Annotated in this window: 11 protein-coding genes and 1 pseudogene; 4 read left to right on the forward strand and 8 right to left on the reverse strand. The window is 43.9% G+C overall.

Annotated elements, in window-relative coordinates:
- Positions 1 to 397: pseudogene (locus QVP90_RS08290) on the forward strand (sulfatase family protein); the annotation flags it as partial.
- A gap of 90 nt (positions 398 to 487) precedes the next feature.
- Here the strand turns inward: QVP90_RS08290 and cysS are convergent.
- The 4 genes from cysS to QVP90_RS08310 all read right to left on the reverse strand — a co-directional run bounded on the left by cysS (position 488) and on the right by QVP90_RS08310 (position 10,528).
- On the reverse strand, positions 488 to 1,963 hold the full coding sequence (gene cysS / locus QVP90_RS08295) for a cysteine--tRNA ligase (protein ID WP_005927558.1): 1,476 nt from the start codon (positions 1,961 to 1,963) through the stop codon (positions 488 to 490).
- Positions 1,964 to 2,021: 58 nt separating this feature from the next.
- Positions 2,022 to 2,837: a Cof-type HAD-IIB family hydrolase gene (locus QVP90_RS08300; protein ID WP_005927555.1), complete on the reverse strand. Its 816-nt coding sequence runs from the start codon at positions 2,835 to 2,837 to the stop codon at positions 2,022 to 2,024.
- A gap of 184 nt (positions 2,838 to 3,021) precedes the next feature.
- Positions 3,022 to 7,329: a pectinesterase family protein gene (locus QVP90_RS08305; protein ID WP_021936153.1), complete on the reverse strand. Its 4,308-nt coding sequence runs from the start codon at positions 7,327 to 7,329 to the stop codon at positions 3,022 to 3,024.
- 151 nt (positions 7,330 to 7,480) lie between these two features.
- The gene (locus QVP90_RS08310) at positions 7,481 to 10,528 is read right to left on the reverse strand and encodes a DEAD/DEAH box helicase (protein WP_021936154.1); all 3,048 of its coding nucleotides are present in this window, start codon (positions 10,526 to 10,528) and stop codon (positions 7,481 to 7,483) included.
- Between the two features lie 54 nt (positions 10,529 to 10,582).
- Here QVP90_RS08310 and mnmA point away from each other — a divergent pair, with 54 nt between their 5' ends.
- Together mnmA and QVP90_RS08320 are read left to right on the forward strand one after the other, a co-directional pair.
- Entirely contained in the window at positions 10,583 to 11,644 is a 1,062-nt protein-coding gene (mnmA, locus tag QVP90_RS08315) for a tRNA 2-thiouridine(34) synthase MnmA (RefSeq protein ID WP_021936155.1), read from the forward strand.
- A 2-nt stretch (positions 11,645 to 11,646) separates the two neighbouring features.
- Entirely contained in the window at positions 11,647 to 11,895 is a 249-nt protein-coding gene (locus QVP90_RS08320; RefSeq protein ID WP_264380834.1) for a hypothetical protein, read from the forward strand.
- A gap of 116 nt (positions 11,896 to 12,011) precedes the next feature.
- Here the strand turns inward: QVP90_RS08320 and QVP90_RS08325 are convergent, their stop codons facing one another.
- On the reverse strand, positions 12,012 to 13,523 hold the full coding sequence (locus tag QVP90_RS08325) for a GH3 auxin-responsive promoter family protein (RefSeq protein ID WP_007479366.1): 1,512 nt from the start codon (positions 13,521 to 13,523) through the stop codon (positions 12,012 to 12,014).
- A gap of 134 nt (positions 13,524 to 13,657) precedes the next feature.
- Here QVP90_RS08325 and QVP90_RS08330 point away from each other — a divergent pair, with 134 nt between their 5' ends.
- Positions 13,658 to 14,704: an ATP-dependent 6-phosphofructokinase gene (locus tag QVP90_RS08330; protein ID WP_021936156.1), complete on the forward strand. Its 1,047-nt coding sequence runs from the start codon at positions 13,658 to 13,660 to the stop codon at positions 14,702 to 14,704.
- A gap of 2 nt (positions 14,705 to 14,706) precedes the next feature.
- On the opposite strand, the gene rnc is transcribed toward QVP90_RS08330, so the two are convergent.
- From rnc to QVP90_RS08345, 3 genes are all read right to left on the reverse strand, one after another.
- Entirely contained in the window at positions 14,707 to 15,603 is an 897-nt protein-coding gene (gene rnc / locus QVP90_RS08335; protein WP_021936157.1) for a ribonuclease III, read from the reverse strand.
- 4 nt (positions 15,604 to 15,607) lie between these two features.
- On the reverse strand, positions 15,608 to 16,870 hold the full coding sequence (gene fabF / locus QVP90_RS08340; RefSeq protein ID WP_005927537.1) for a beta-ketoacyl-ACP synthase II: 1,263 nt from the start codon (positions 16,868 to 16,870) through the stop codon (positions 15,608 to 15,610).
- A 16-nt stretch (positions 16,871 to 16,886) separates the two neighbouring features.
- On the reverse strand, positions 16,887 to 16,998 hold a 112-nt coding region (locus tag QVP90_RS08345; protein WP_288204108.1), incomplete at its 5' end, for an acyl carrier protein.

The raw sequence follows: 16,998 nt of genomic DNA on the forward strand, positions 1-16,998 counted from the left end.
AGATTCTACTCCTGCTGAAGTACAGGGACGCAATTTTGCTCCGCTTTTCTTCGATGAAAAAGCTGATATCGTACGTCCGACAGGTGCCTTATACATTCAGAATCTGGATGGAGAGAAAGATGAAAACGGGTTAGTGACATCTTATTTTCCTTCATCAAGGGGAATCAAGACGCATCGTTATACAATGGCGCTTTATATCGATCGCAATACGAAGCAATTGAAAAAGAGTCTGTTGTTTGATGATGAAAAAGACCCTTATCAGATGAATAACCTTTCATTGGAGGAGAATAAAGAGGTGGTGAAACAACTTTGTTCGGAAATGGGGGGAATGCTGAAAGAGATAGATGATCCTTGGTATAGGGAACGTATATTGTCAAATATGATTTCTTATGAATAAATTGGGGTATTAGTGAATATAGGTAAAGAAAAAATGCCGGATCGACTTGTTTTGATCCGGCATTTTATTGTTATAGACAGGGTTTCCTCTTTATTTGTTTAGCTTCCATTCAAAGCCGTCTTTGGTATCTTTGATCTCGAATCCCAGTGCGGTCAGTTCGTTACGGATGAAGTCGGAAGTCGCCCAGTCTTTGTTTGCTTTCGCTTTCACACGTTGTTCAAGCAACATATCGACTACTTTTCCATAAGCCGCTTCACGGCCATCTGAAGAGCCTTTCTCTTCTTTCAAACCGAGAATTTCAAAACTGAACAGATGGAATGTCTCTTTTAAATCTTTCAAGTCTTCAGCGGAGATTGTATCGTTTCCGGCAATGATATTGTTAATCATTTTGGCGCCTTCGAACAGATTGGCTATAACGATGGGCGTATTCATGTCATCGTTCATGGCTTCATAGCACTTCGTACGGATTTCTTTTACGCTGACTGTAGAAGTGGCTGCCGGGGTGATTTTCTCCAAGTTATCTACGGCTTCCATCAGACGTTGCAGCCCTTTTTCAGATGCTTGCAGAGCTTCATTGCTGAAATCTACCGTGCTGCGATAATGTGCCTGCAGAATGAAAAAGCGAATAGTCATCGGGGTATATGCCTGCGTCAGTAACTTGTGGGTTCCGCTAAAGAATTCATCCAATGTGATGAAGTTGCCGAGCGATTTGCCCATCTTGGTACCGTTAATCGTAATCATGTTATTGTGCATCCAGTAATGCACCATGTCATCGCCTTGAGAGGCCACCGATTGAGCGATCTCGCATTCGTGATGCGGGAATATCAGGTCCATACCTCCTCCGTGAATATCGAAGTGTTCTCCTAAATATTTCCGTCCCATCGCTGTACATTCAGCGTGCCATCCGGGGAAACCATCTCCCCACGGTGAGGGCCAACGCATGATATGTTCCGGCTGTGCTTTCTTCCATAGGGCAAAGTCGGCAGGATTACGTTTCTCGTTCTGGCCGTCCAAGTCACGGGTGGTATTCAGCACGTCGTCCAGATTGCGGCCGGAGAGTTTGCCATAATGATAGTCCTTATTGTATTTGGCTACGTCGAAATAGACGGAACCTTCGCTTTCATAAGCATAACCGGCTTCCAGAATTTTACTTACCAGTTCGATTTGTTCGATGATGTGTCCGGATGCATGCGGCTCGATACTTGGTGGAAGTACATTTAATGCATCCATCGCTTTATGGTAACGGTTCAAGTAATACTGTACCACTTCCATTGGTTCCAGTTCTTCCAAGCGTGCCTTTTTGGCGATTTTGTCTTCACCGTCATCGGCATCGTGTTCCAGATGACCTACGTCGGTGATATTGCGCACGTAGCGCACTTTATATCCTGAATGGGTGAGATAACGGAAGAGTACATCGAATGTGATGGCCGGACGTGCATGCCCCAGATGGGCGTCACCATACACGGTAGGTCCGCAAACGTACATACCTACATGGGGTGCATGTAAAGGCACAAACAATTCCTTTTTCCTATCTAAAGTGTTGTAAATAGTCAGTTGATGTTCCATAACGTTTGATATTTATTCTGTTTGAAACCACAAAGTTAGAATAAATAATTGATATTTCTTATTTTGATGCTGAAAAGAATCTTTCTACAACAACGGCTACGCCGTCTTCATCGTTGGAGAGAGTGATATAATCGGCAGCTTTCTTTACCGGTTCTTGAGCATTGCCCATGGCTACTCCTAATCCGGCGAATTTAATCATGCTCAAGTCGTTATAACCGTCGCCGATAGCTACCATTTCTTCTTTTTTCATGTTCAGCTTCTCCAATAATACGGCAAGTGACCGGGCTTTATCGATACCCGGCGGCACTAATTCCAGGAAATAAGGTTCTGAACGGTAAACGCTGATTGTGCCTTGCATCAGAAGGGACAATTCTGATTCCACTGCTATCAGTTTATCCGGTTCTCCTACTATCAGGCATTTGGGCAAAGGCAGGCGGATGTCGGCTAGGAAATCGTTTGTTTCCCGGATTTGCATTTTGTTCAGAAAGGCTTCTTTCTTTACGTATTCATCTTCCGGATTCTCGGTGATGATGTATTCTTTGTCGTAAGTAAGGATGGCAAGGCCGTTCCGTTTGGCACATTCGTATAATTGAGGAATGGCGGTATCGGGCAATACGTTTGAATAGAGTATTTCGTGAGTTTTCCAATCGATGATTTCTCCGCCGTTATAGGAGAGGATGTATCCTTCGAACTGATTCATTTGTAATTGGTTTGCCAAGGGGACGATGCCATAAGTGGGCCTGCCGGAAGCCAATACCAGTCGTGTGCCCTGTTGTTGTGCCTGTATCAGTATCTCTCTGTTACGGGGTGTTATCTCTTTCTTTGTGTTGGTCAGAGTGCCGTCCAGATCGAGAACGAGGAGCTTGTAATTCATTTTTTGTTCAGTGTTTGATTTATGAGAGCGCAAAGATAATATTTTCTGTTTTTGGTAGGGTGTTTTCTTTCAATTAACAGCTACTTGCAAATAAAATGCCGGCTGCATATGAAAGGGATGCAGCCGGCATTCAGTAATAGAGAATAGTTTCCCGGCAAAGTATGTCGGGAAACCTTTTCTTACTTTATTTTACGAATTCTTTTACTGTATCAATGGTACCGTCGCTATAGATGGTACGGATGATGTTCAGACCTTTTTCTGTATTATTGATACGAATACCGTTTACATTGTAGTATTGACGTTCTACCACTTCTTTGTTTACGGTACTTTGATCGATGCCGGTAGCGTTACTTCCGTTGGATGCTTGTCCGAGTCCACCCATCTGGTTGGCTGCACGTACAGTGAATACATCTTCGTCGGTTGCATTTGCCGGAATCGTATAGGTAGTTTCGTTTGTGAAGTCTATTACTTTTCCGTTTTTGCAGATAGCGTAACAGAATACGTAGTCGCTGGCATTCCAAGTAAGAGTAGAACCGTTGACTGTCAGAATCGGAGCCGCAGCCTGTTCGGTCAATAAAGCCGGTTGCCAGGAATCGCTGCCACCCAATACGTTTTCAAGGGTAAAGCGGGCGGCTTCTTCTGCTGAAAGTACAGGGCTGTACGGGATGGTTCCACCGGTGTATTTCGTTTTACGGGCACTGCAATCTACTGCCATACCACTTTCTGTGTGGCTGTTGTATTCCGCAAATAATTTCGGAATAATCGTTTCGCTCATATCACTCCATCCTTCTGCTTTTGGAATAACCTTCATCGTCGTATTAATCCATACACTCATCGGAGCACCTTGCCAAGGGCGTCCTAATGCATATGTACCTTTGTTTGCATCGTATCCGTCGATGATACAATCATTGAATACATATCCCCAATCGGTATCACCGGCGGGTGCTGTAATACAGTTTCCAGAACGATTTTCCAGATAGAGTAACGTACGGTTGAAGAAGACATCGCCGCCACCGCAGATGAAGTCTACGGTACCATGAATTTCAGAGTCTTCGAAGTATGAACGCATACGGTTGTTGTTAGAATAGTAAGTATCCTGATAACTTAGCATACGCACGTTCTTGTATACGTTTTTGTTTCCTTTATCTTGCAGACATACTGCACGTCCGGTAGTTCCTATGTAGTCATAATCATTTTTCAAGGTGATATCCTGCATGTATATGTTTTCTCCTGTTGGCTGTAGGGTAGCGCTGATAGAGATTCCTTCTGCAGGGGCCTTGTTTACGATCATTGTGTTTTCCATGCTTTCACCAATCAGTGATATGTTCGATTTTACGTCCGTCAGGCATTTGCTTCCCAAGTCGTAAACCCCGTCATGCAGGAAAATGCGGAAACGTGCACCGGAAGTAGAAGCAGCGTTACCTTGTGCCAAGGCTTCAAGCAATTCGTCGGCATTGCTGACGATGGCATCATACATGCCCGGAGTCACTGCCGGAGGGGCAATGGTGGTAAACCGGATGGTGATATCCTCTTTTACCTCATTATCGAATAAATTGGATACACTATTGGCTGGCAATGTGAATGTATAAGTAGTGTTGTAGTCCAAGCCCATATAGGAGAAAGTGATTGTCTTGCCTGATACGGTCGGAGTCAGTGTTTTATTTCCCAAAGTCGCTACGGCGCCGTCTGCCATTTTTACTTTGCTGTCAAAGGTCAATACGATACGTCCTGTAGCCGAAATCTCTTCGGCGTTGTTTACCGGGATGCTGGATAACAATTTGGGTGGATCTGCCGGAGGAATCCCGTTTTCTGTTCCGGTGATGTAAATTGCACCGATAGCCGTACCGTCATTGTCGGATGCTGTACCTACAATATCAGAGCTGTAATCAGGAATCCAACGGAGATGCAGTGACTCTGCATTGTTACATTCTGCGGGTAACGTAGCTTCCAACGGTGTCCACGCTTTTGCACCTGTCAGGGTGATGCGGGCGGCTTCCTTATAATTGGTTCCATCCAAAGAATATTCTAATTTTTGCACGGAATATGCATTGTAATTATACAGCATTTTGGAAGTAACTTTGATGTCGATGAAATCGGCTGCATTTACTTTGGTCTCGTAGTAATATTTCTCAGAGATGTTTTTCCAGTTTACGGCAGCGGGTTCACCCTCGTAGCCTCCTGACTCTTTTGATTTATCCAGCCAGCTTTGAGTGGTTCCGTCTTCTTTGCGAAGAATCAGTGCGGTTGCTTCATTTTCACTTGTGGAGATGAAGTCTGCGGGACGGCTGTTGTTGCCTTTTAGGATGAAATCCCACCCTACGATATAGTCAGAAGCACTGTATACGGCAACGTACTCTTTATTATCGTCCATGGTTACGGATAGTTCATTGGTCGTTTCTCCGCTTTTCCAGTTAGTAAATTTCAGAATAGGATTTTCTGTTGCCGTAAGAGTGACAAGAGTTCCTCCTTCATACATTTTCTCGCCATTTACTAAGGTAGCATCGGGAGTAGCGGTTATCATATAACTGTTTGCTCCACCTTCTACGCTGGTTTTGAGTGAATAGGTCGCTATCTGTTCAAACACGGCCGTGATCACCATGCTTTCGTTTAATATTTGTTTGTAGCTTGCATCGGTGGAGAGCGTCTGATTGGCTGCATCCACCCATTTCGCAAATTTATAGCCGAAATTCTTGTTAGCAGTCAGCGTCACTTCGGAACCCTCATCGTATTGGCTGCTGACAGGGGAAACGGATATACTTCCGGCTTCTGCGGGCGATACGTTTGTTGCCAATGTGACTTGCGGTACGGTGATTTCAACGTTGGAATAAATTTCAAGGTCGAGCATATAGGCATTTTGAGCAGGTGCCAGATTGGTCCAACGTAACTGTACATCGTTTTCATTAACGGCACATTCCACCCATGCTCCGCCTGCCGGATCGGCAACGGCATCGGATAATACTACCCAATCAGCATCTGTGGCATTTTTCTTTTCCAGTTTATAACCACGCTTGCTTCCCGTGGCAGCATGGCGGAAACGTACTCGGGTGATGTTACTCAGCTTTGAAGTAACGATCGTACCTGCCATATTTTTTTCTGCCATGGCATATCCCATTGCATCAGCAGGGAATTTACTATTGGTTCCATTAGGAGAAACGGTTACTCCATCAAATGTAAAAGTGAGAGTTTCATTACTGAAATTAGTGGTTTGATCAACAGTGGCCGGTGCGCTGCTGGAAGACAAACTTTGCCAGTCAGTGAAATCCGTCACATAAACGGGACGTTCTTGGATATTGCTTTCTACTTTGGGATAAACTACTGTGAAGTATCTGAAGTAAGAACCATCACCTATAACAATATCAATGTTTTCAGCATCGCCTCCATAAACATAGGTTGCTACGTTTCCGGATAGTTGATAGTTGGTATCGCCGGCAATAGTGGTAGTGGTCGTTGCGCTGTATGATTCCAAAGAAATTGTACAGTTTTTGGCAGCAGGAATAGTAAGGATAGTACCTGGATTCATTTGTGCCCAGTCTGTCCAACCGGCATTGGCTATTTTTCCGGAAGTAGTATCCAGATCTATTTTTACATCAATAACTTGGCCGTTAACGGTAGTTTGGGCTACATAGATACCGGTTACTTTTTCGTAGGCTAAAGTAGGGGCACCATTCTTACGTTGAAAATCCCAGCTAACCGTCACTTCGTCTTCCCGATCATTTAGAGATACGGTGTTGTCAGTAAAAACGGCTGTTAAAGCTAAGTCTTCGGTAACTGTTATTTCTTCACCCGGTTGGTAGCTATTGTTACCATCGGTCCAAGCTGTCAATGTTTTACCTTCCACATATAAAGTTCTGTTCAAGGGAAGTGTGTAGGTAGCACCTGTCTGCACTTCAGTTTCTGAAGGAGCTGTGCCGGCATTGGTATATTCACCTAAAGAAAAGGTGATTTTGGAATTTGCAGGAACATCGTTGGCTGTTTCAATTGCTATATAGGGCACATAGTTGCCTCCTTTTATGGAAAGCGTAGTTGCTGCTCCATTGTAGTATGCTTCAGCACAAGTCTGATCATTGTGGTAGCATTTTCCATTATTGGTATTCATACTTGCCACGGTTGTTCCATCGGCATTTGTAATGGTCACATCACCACCCCAGGCACATGTTCCAATAGAGATTCTTACGGCTCCTTGTACTTTTACAATGGCTGTACCCGGATTGAGACCATGCTCGTCACTGTGGTATTTAAAGTCTTTTAGTACGATATTGGCAGATGCATCGTCTGCTGATACGCGGGTTTGAGTACCGTCTTCTGCAATCGCTATGCCAAATGTGACTTGATTTTTGTTTGCAATTTCATCGGAAGTGAGGAAATTTCCCTTCATCAAATCAAGTTTGATGTCTGTAAACCCGGAGCTGTTCTCCGCCCTTGTTGACGCCTTGGCGGTTAAATTACCTATCAGGCATGCAACTACAAGAATAGTGTAATATACATTTCTCATAATACAAGAATGATTAAAGTTAATATTATTCTGATGGGGCGAATATAATATAAACTCTAAATAAGGCGGTTACCTGTTTTTTGATTAAGTCAGATATTACACAAGATAAAACAGTTTGTCTATCTATCATACTAAAAAATACAAGGTTAGCTTATTCTAACAGACCGATCCACTCTTGGTCGGTCAATGTCGGAATCGATTCGCTATCGGTGATGAATGTTTCGGCCAACAACCGTTTGTCTTCTTGTAGCCGGATGATTTTTTCTTCAATACTGTCTTTCGTAATGAAACGATAGGCAATGACCTGCTTGTTTTGTCCGATGCGGTGTGCGCGGGCTATGGCCTGTGCTTCGGCGGCGGGATTCCACCATGGGTCTACGATGAATACATAATCTGCTTGTGTCAGGTTGAGACCTACCCCTCCGGCCTTGAGGGAGATGAGGAAAGCTTGTATTTCTTCTGTTTGTGAGAATCGGGCGATCTCTTCCGGACGGTTGGTGGAAGCACCGGTAAGTAGGGCATATTGCCAGCCGTATTTATGAAATTCCGCAGCTATCAGCTCCAGATGTTTGACGAAGGAGGAGAATATCAGAACTTTGTGTCCTTCGCTACGGAGGGTTCTGTAAGTGTCGATGATCTGTTCCAGTTTTCCCGAACTTCCTTCATAATCGGAGAATATCATTCGCGGATGACATGCTAATTGGCGCAATCGGGAAATGCCATTGAGTACCGTGAACTGCTGGTGCTGTTTTTTATTCGGACTGAGTTGCAACAGGGTATTGCGAAGACTGTTTTTCTCTTGCAGGTATATTTCATCTTGTGATTCCGGCATGTCACAGTAGATAATTTCTTCTGTAAGGGGTGGCAGTTCCGGTGCGACTTCACTTTTACTTCTACGCAGGATAAAGGGAGTGATAAGCTGGCGCAGGCGTAATTCCATACGGCTGTTCCCTTGCTTGATGGGATTAATGAATTGCTTGGTAAATGCACTTTCATTTCCCAAAAGATCCGGTTGCAGGAAGTGGAATTGTGCCCAAAGATCTTTCAGGGAATTTTCAATAGGAGTACCTGTCAGCACGAGACGATGGCGGCTGCGCAATTGGATGGCGGAACGGAAAGTTAGTGAATCACTATTCTTGATATTCTGGCTTTCGTCCAGTACGATGTACTCGAAACAGTATTGCCGGAGGACATCGAGTTTATTCCGCATGGTACCGTAAGAGATGAATATCAGATGAAAACGATTGAAAAATTGCTCCGGATGTCCTTCCTTGTAATGGCTATTACTATTGTATTCCGCCATAGACAGAGTGGTGAAGCGGGCTGCTTCTCGTTTCCAATTATGTAACAGTGAGGTGGGAACTACAATCAGTGTACTCGGTTTGCGAGTAGTTTCGGCGGTACGTTGGGAAACTTCACATTTATTCAATGTGTTTTCCTTCGTCAGATCTCCGAAAAGTTCAAATTGCCCCATTTCATCGATACGGACCGGCTCGCTTTTTAATATGGGATTCCGTTCGTATTCCACCGATATTCCACTCTTGTTTTTCGGGAGTTCGGTCTTTTCTCTTTCCGTGTCGTTATCATCATGATTGCGGCTGTAAATCTTTTGTAGTAAAGTGAGTGTCTGCAACGTTTTTCCCAATCCCATGTCATCGGCAAGACATCCTCCGAAACCTTGTTCGTAAAGATTCATCATCCAGGCGTAACCTTTTTGTTGGTACGGGCGTAATTGGGCCTTTATTTCTATAGGTACGGGATATTTTTGTTGAAATTGGGGAGGAATGAATTCCTTAGGATTATTATTTTCCATGATAGATTCTACGATGCCCATAAACGGACGTTTTACGTAGATATTCTTTCCTCGTGTCATGCCTATTTCCATCAGATTGGCGTATTTACTGAACCACTCTTCAGGTAGTAGAATTATCCGTCCGTCGGGGAGGGCATATTCATGCTTTTCTTCCAAAATGTGTTTACGGAAACGGCTGAAAGGTATTCGTAAATTACCAATGACCACCGTTATGTGTAGTTCGAACCAGTCCGGTCCGTCATCATAGCTTTGTTCGATGTGAATTTCCTCCAGGCAGTACGGTGTGTCTTGTAAGTCGCTGGTCAATATAAACGAACTTTGTAGCATAGCCCGATGTACGGTGATCCATTCGGTTATGCTCTTCTCCGGTGCTTTCTCCGATAGTTTGAAGTGAGAATCATTAATACGTTCCAGTCCGGTGTTTTGGAGGATTTGTATGGCTTCTTCTTCCACATCGGTGTTACGTTGAAAATAGTATATGATGTTTTTACCCTCTATAACTTCCCGTGAGAAGAATTTCTTTATTTCTTCGGTGGGTTGCGGTGTGAACAGTTCAGTCCCATAGCGGAAATTCAATCTTAAAAGTGGAGTGGAATAGATTGTTTCCTCTACGTATAGCAGACAGTCACAAGGTCTCTCTTCCTTGCGGATATCCAATCCTTTCGCGCTGATAGTGTGATAACTGGCAATAGGAATGAGAATGTTGTCGATATATTTTTCGGTGAGTGAAGCGTCTACGCGAATCTTTGTTTTTTTTGTAAATGGGAGCAACCGTGTTGCCTCTATGTGCCGGAAAATGTATACTTCCATGCCCAATAACAAGATTGCCGGATTGGCGGTCAGGACAATTACTGGTTTTAGTTCCATAAGAGGAATGATTTTACCTTCATTATAACATTGCAGTTGATAGCTGAATGATTGCTCGTTCACTTCAAATGAGAAGTGAACTTCTGTGTCCTTGCTATGTACATGATAGGCGTGATGTGAGTAGAGTAATTTGCTGCCTGTTTGTTTCTGATATAAAAGCAGGGCATGAGTACGGATCAATTCCATCATTTCTATCAGTTTTTTCTCGATGAACAGGCGGATATTTTTCAACTTTGCCGGATCTTCGGATAGTTTACGGAGGAACTTGGGAATCGTCTTGTCTTTGGAATAGACCGTCATCAAATATTTCTCGGTGTAGTGTGACGCGATTTCAATGGCCTTTTGTTCTGTTTCGCTCAATTGTGCCACAGCTTTTGGAGAAAGATGGAAAGCTTGTTCCATCAGACAAAGTTCTTCCTTTGTAGTTCTTTCTGCGATATACGGTATGAGCAGCATGCCCAGTACCGGATGTTCAGAAAGGACGATGACAAGTTGGCTATGTGGCGTTGTTTCTTTCATTCTATTTAGTTTGAAAAGGTAAAGATACGGGATTTTGTTTAAATTTGCGGCATGATGGAGCAAAAGAAACGTGTATTGTTGGGAATGAGTGGCGGGACCGATAGTTCGGTTGCTGCCATGTTGTTGCAGGACGCCGGCTATGAGGTGGTAGGAGTGACTTTCCGTTTTTTTGAGCTGAATGATTCTACGGAGTATTTGGAAGATGCCCGTATATTGGCGTCACGGCTTGGTATCAGGCATATAACTTACGATGCCCGTAAGATATTTCATGAACGTATTGTCACTTATTTTATCGATGAATATTTAGCAGGTCATACTCCCGTGCCCTGCACGCTTTGCAATAATTATCTGAAATGGCCATTGTTGGCAATGTTGGCCGATGAAATGGGTGTTTTTTATATTTCCACCGGACATTATGTGCGCAAAATATGGATGGATGAGAAATATTATATCACACCTGCTGCCGATTCGGATAAAGATCAGTCTTTCTTTTTATGGGGGTTGAAACAGGATATTCTTCGGAGGATGTTGCTGCCAATGGGGGAAATGACGAAACCGCAAGTACGTGCTTTTGCTGCTGCGAGAGGGTTTGAAAAAGCCGCCACTAAAAAAGACAGTATCGGGGTCTGCTTTTGCCCGATGGATTACCGTAGTTTTTTGAAAAAGAATTTGCAGTCCGGCTTTACGACAACCGGCATTGAAAGAGGAAAATTTGTCGATGAAAAGGGGGATTTTATTGCCTGGCATGACGGATATCCGTTTTATACAATCGGACAGCGTAGAGGGTTGGGTATCGATTTAAACCGTGCTGTATTTGTGAAAGAAATATGGCCGGCGGAAAATAAAATCGTCTTATCCTCATTGCAGGCTCTTGAGAAGACGGAGATGTGGCTGAAAGATTGGAACATAATCGACGAACCCCGTTTGTTCGGGCATGACGATATTATCGTAAAAATACGCTACCGGAAACAGGCAAACCATTGCGAGGTGCGGTTGACAACAGAGGGATTGCTACATCTCCGGCTTCTTGAACCTCTTACAGCTGTTGCGCCCGGGCAGGCTGCCGCCTTTTATAAAGATGGCTTGCTGTTGGGGGGAGGTATTATAACAATGTGACAATGTGCCAATGTACCAATTGGCTGCGCTGTCACGGCACATCAGTAATCGTAAGCAGCGTGCTTACCTTCACTGGGCATTATCCATACGACCCGTATGCAGCGTTCGTAAGAAACTTTTGCACGGTGCATAAAAACGGGGGGACGAGCCTTCACCCTCAAATGCCGATGAACAAGCTGATTGCTCGAAAAGGTGAAAGCGGTGAATGGGGAGAATTTGATAGTGATATTCCACCGCTTTTGTGGTTGTAATATGTCAGTATGTGTCAACCACCCGTACTGTTATCATACTAAATGCTGAATACTAAATACTAAATGCTGAATGCTGAATAGCAATTGGCAAATTGACACATTGGCATATTGTCACATTATTCTTCATTTAATTCCAGCATTTCTTCGATATACTCTCTTGTATTACTTAGGCGGGGGATCTTGTGTTGTCCGCCCAATTTGCCCTTTTGGGCCAGCCAATCATGGAATAATCCTTTCCGGGCTACGATCACCTCAAGTGGTTGCAAGGCGATATCTTTCCAGCGTTTGGCCTCATAATCGGAGTTTACTTCCTTAAGAGTAGCGTCCAATATCGCAGCAAAATTCTCGATGGAATCAGGCATTTTCGCAAATTCTATCAGCCATTGATGGCGACATTTGGCATGTTCGTCCATGAATACCGGTGCTGCACTATAATCACTGACTTGTGCACCGGTTGCTGCACAGGCTTTAATCAGTCCCTTCTCTGCATTATCCACTATCAGTTCTTCGCCAAAGGCATTGATGAAGTGTTTGGTGCGTCCGGTGATAATGAACTTATACGGGTTTTTACTTGTGAATTTTACAGTATCGCCAATCATGTATCTCCATAACCCGCAGGAAGTAGAGATAATCATTGCATAATTCTTGTTCAATTCTACCTCTTCCAGACAGCAGGTATGGGGAAATTCTTTGCCAACTTCTTCCAATGGCATGAATTCGTAGAATATTCCGTAATCGATCATCAACAGCATGGCCGGGTCTGAAAGATCGTTCTGCGTTCCGAAATAACCCTCAGAAGCATTGTAGGTTTCCACATAATGCATTCCGGGCGATTGGATCACCTGTTTGTATTGTTCACGATAAGGATTGAAAGCCACCCCTCCGTGGAAAAATACTTCAAGGTTAGGCCATACCTCCTCTAATGTTTGTTTGCCTGTTTTTTCGAGAATACGTTTAATGAGTACCAACATCCATGAAGGTACGCCCGACAAATTGGTAACATTGACCGGAATCGTGCTGTTGGCAATTGCTTCTATCTTGGTTTCCCATTCGCTCATCAGAGCTATTTTCTTGCTGGGAACGCGTATCAGATTAATAAGGGGACTTACGTTTTGTATAAGAATGGCAGATAAATCGCCTACAAGGCTGTGATTGGAATTTAAGTTCGGACTATGACTGCCACCTAAAATCAATCCTTTGCCGGAGAAGAAATGGCTGTCCGGATTTATCCGGAAATAGAGAGCCGCCGCATCTTTTCCTCCGCGGTAGTGAATATCTTGCAGGGCTTCTTTGCTTACGGGAAGGAATTTACTCTTATCGTTGGTGGTTCCCGAAGACTTGGCAAACCAACGAATCTCCGAGGGCCAGAGTAGATTCTGTTCTCCTGCCCGAAGACGTTCTACGTAAGGTTTTATCTCATCATAGGTTTGTACAGGGATACGGCTTTTAAACTCCTCGTAATTTCGTATCGATTTATAATCATACTTCTTTCCCCATTCGGTATTGGCAGCCTGGTTAACGAGCCGTGTCATGACACGATGCTGTATTTCTCCGGCCTGGCTCGCATAGAGGTCTATTTCTTTTAAACGGGAATTGAACGCTTGTCTTATAATCTTTGTGATATTCATTTCTCTTACTGGGATAATGTTTAATCGTGCAAAAGTAACCTTATTTATCTTTTTTTTCTATCTTTACCACGGAAATAATAGTTAAAAGTTAAAGAAGAGTAGAGTAGTTCCGAACTTTAGAACAATAAACGGCGATGAGAATTGGAATTTTAACTTCGGGGGGCGATTGTCCCGGCATCAATGCTACCATTCGTGGCGTGTGTAAAACTGCCATAAATTATTATGGTATGGAAGTCGGCGGTATCATAAATTATTATGGTATGGAAGTCGTCGGTATCCATAGTGGTTTTCAAGGTCTGTTAACCAAGGATGTAGAGCTGATAACGGATAAGTCATTGTCCGGTTTGCTTAATTTGGGTGGCACTATTTTGGGTACCTCGCGTGAGAAACCTTTTAAAAAAGGAGGGGTAGTTGCCGAAGATGTGAATAAGCCTGCCTTGATAGAGCATAATATCAAGGAAATAGGGCTCGACTGCGTCGTTTGCATCGGTGGTAATGGAACACAGAAAACAGCAGCCAAGCTTGCCGCGATGGGGCTTAATATTGTTTCTGTCCCTAAAACGATTGATAATGATATCTGGGGGACGGATATCTCTTTCGGATTCGACTCTGCCGTGAGTATTGCTACGGATGCCATCGACCGCCTACACTCCACTGCCAGTTCTCACAAACGTGTGATGGTCATTGAAGTCATGGGACATAAAGCCGGTTGGATTGCTCTGTATTCGGGCATGGCTGGTGGAGGGGATGTAATTCTTCTTCCGGAAATTCCTTATGATATAAAGAATATCGGTGAGGTGATCCTGAACCGTTTGAGGAAAGGAAAACCGTATTCCATCGTGGTTGTAGCAGAAGGTATTCAGACGGACGGGCGGAAACGTGCTGCCGAGTATATCGCTCAGGAGATAGAATACGAAACCGGTATTGAAACCCGTGAGACTGTTCTCGGATATATTCAACGGGGAGGTTCACCTACACCGTTTGACCGTAATTTGTCCACACGGATGGGAGGGCATGCTACCGAACTGATTGCTGATGGGCAATTCGGCCGTATGATTGCTTTGAAAGGGGACGAAATATCTTCTCTTCCTTTGAATGAAGTGGCCGGTAAGTTAAAGCTGGTCACTGAAGACCATGATCTGGTGGTGCAAGGACGTCGTATGGGGATTTGCTTCGGATAAACTTAGTTTTCGTCGAATGTCGTTTCGGACAATTTGTGTTCTTTGGCAGGCTCCTCTTGCATGAGTTTTTCGGGGATCACTGTTTCTTCCGTTTGTTCGCATACGGCTTCTGTTATCTCTTCCTTTTGAGAATGTAGCATTTTGGCTTCGTTTATGCTTGCCATAAAATCCGGTGTCTTAATTTTCTTAAGTGCCATTTGAGCTGCGTTTTGTTGTGATTCTTTTTTAGAATACCCTGTGCCTGTACCTGCAGGAAGTCCTTCAATGCGTACTTCTGTTTGGAATACCGGATTGCTTTCTTTATCGAAAAATTGTTCGATGAGTTCAAAAGATACCTCTACTTTATTCTTTTGGCTCCATTCGATCAGTTTGGATTTGAAGTTCACTTCCTTCTTGGATAATTTATCCAGGTCGATATAGGGACGGATAATTCTCTCTTCAAGAAAGCGTTTGCAACGTTCATATCCTTGGTCAAGGTAAATGGCACCGATGAATGCCTCAAATGCATTGCCGTACATGTAACTGTTGTGAGATGAAGACCGGGTAGAGTACTTGATGAGCTTGTCGAGCCCGATTTGTACGGCCAACTTATTCAATGTTTCACGCTGAACGATCTTAGACCGGGTATTGGTTAAGAACCCTTCCCGCTTCCCTTCGAAGTGTTTATAAACGATATCTCCTACAATGGCATCAAGGATGGCATCGCCCAAGAATTCGAGACGTTCATTGTTTAGAGGGCGTCCTTTTTCCGAACGGATGGAAGTAGACTTGTGCAGGAGTGCCTGTTCGTAAAGATGGATATTGCGAGGATAGAATCCAAGTATCCTATAAAAACAAAGATAAGACTCTCTGTCCTTACAGAACAGGAGCCTTATCTTGTCTATTTGGTTTCGTAACACGATATTACTCTGCGTATTTCTTAAAGATTACACAAGCATTGTGACCGCCAAATCCGAATGTATTGGACAGGGCAACATTAACTTCACGTTTCTGTGCTTTGTTGAAAGTGAAATTAAGGTTATAGTCAATGTTTTCGTCATTGTCGCCTTCTTCGTGATTGATAGTCGGAGGTACGATGCCATTTTTGATAGCCAGGATGCTGGCAATAGATTCTACCGCACCGGCAGCACCCAATAAGTGACCTGTCATTGATTTTGTCGAACTGATGTTCAATTCAAAGGCATGATCACCGAAAACTTCTTTAATAGCTTTTGCTTCCGAGATATCACCTACGGGAGTAGATGTTCCGTGTACGTTGATATAATCAACTGCTTTCGGATCCATTTCGGCATCTTCCAATGCATTCAGCATCACTAACTTGGCTCCCAATCCTTCGGGATGTGAGGCTGTGAGGTGATGCGCATCTGCTGACATACCTACACCGGCTACTTCTGCATAAATTTTTGCACCGCGTGCTTTTGCATGCTCCAATTCTTCAAGAATCAGACAACCGCCGCCTTCACCCATGACGAATCCGTCACGGCTTGCGCTGAACGGGCGTGATGCAGTTTCCGGAGAATCATTGCGGGTTGATAAAGCGTGCATTGCATTGAAACCTCCTACACCGGCGGCAGCAATTGCTGCTTCCGAACCACCGGATACGATTACATTCGCTTTACCCAGACGGATAAGATTGAATGCGTCAGCGATGGCATTGGTGGAAGTGGCACATGCAGAACAGGTTGCATAATTAGGACCATGGAAACCGTACATGATGGAAATCTGTCCGGCCGCAATATCCGAGATCATTTTGGGAATGAAGAACGGATTGAATTTCGGACCGTTTTCCTGATGAAGAGCGTAGTTGCCTACTTCTTCTTCGAACGTACGAATACCACCGATACCTGCACCGAAAATAACACCGATTCTGTTCAAATCTTCATTTTCGATATCAAGACCAGAATCTGATACTGCTTCTTGGGCTACGGCAACAGCTAATTGTGTGTACCGGTCCATTTTGCGTGCTTCTTTACGGTCGATATATTTGGTTGCATCGAAGTTCTTTACCTCACATGCAAATTGGGTCTTGAATAGCGAAGCGTCGAAATGAGTAATAGGCCCTGCTCCACTAACCCCGTTCACAAGATTTTCCCAAAATTCGGGTACACTATTGCCAACGGGAGTAATGGCGCCCAGACCTGTTACTACAACTCTTTTTAATTCCATATTGATGAAATCCGATTTACTTAGCGTGTTCTTCGATGTAAGATACAGCGTCACCTACAGTACCAATCTTTTCAGCTTGGTCATCAGGAATAGAGATACCGAATTCTTTTTCGAATTCCATGATAAGT

The sequence above is a fragment of the Bacteroides sp. CAG:189 genome, from assembly GCF_000432295.1.
In the GTDB taxonomy this organism is placed as follows: Bacteria; Bacteroidota; Bacteroidia; order Bacteroidales; family Bacteroidaceae; genus Bacteroides; species Bacteroides salyersiae.

What these genes read in the sequence shown, in the direction of transcription:
- QVP90_RS08325 (WP_007479366.1), bottom strand. Translation starts at nt 13,523, where the DNA reads ATGAATATCACAAAGATTATAAGACAAGCGTTCAATTCCCGTTTAAAA.
- QVP90_RS08320 (WP_264380834.1), top strand. Translation starts at nt 11,647, where the DNA reads ATGTGCCAATGTACCAATTGGCTGCGCTGTCACGGCACATCAGTAATC.
- fabF (WP_005927537.1), bottom strand. Translation starts at nt 16,870, where the DNA reads ATGGAATTAAAAAGAGTTGTAGTAACAGGTCTGGGCGCCATTACTCCC.
- QVP90_RS08310 (WP_021936154.1), bottom strand. Translation starts at nt 10,528, where the DNA reads ATGAAAGAAACAACGCCACATAGCCAACTTGTCATCGTCCTTTCTGAA.
- QVP90_RS08305 (WP_021936153.1), bottom strand. Translation starts at nt 7,329, where the DNA reads ATGAGAAATGTATATTACACTATTCTTGTAGTTGCATGCCTGATAGGT.
- QVP90_RS08300 (WP_005927555.1), bottom strand. Translation starts at nt 2,837, where the DNA reads ATGAATTACAAGCTCCTCGTTCTCGATCTGGACGGCACTCTGACCAAC.
- cysS (WP_005927558.1), bottom strand. Translation starts at nt 1,963, where the DNA reads ATGGAACATCAACTGACTATTTACAACACTTTAGATAGGAAAAAGGAA.
- mnmA (WP_021936155.1), top strand. Translation starts at nt 10,583, where the DNA reads ATGGAGCAAAAGAAACGTGTATTGTTGGGAATGAGTGGCGGGACCGAT.
- QVP90_RS08330 (WP_021936156.1), top strand. Translation starts at nt 13,658, where the DNA reads ATGAGAATTGGAATTTTAACTTCGGGGGGCGATTGTCCCGGCATCAAT.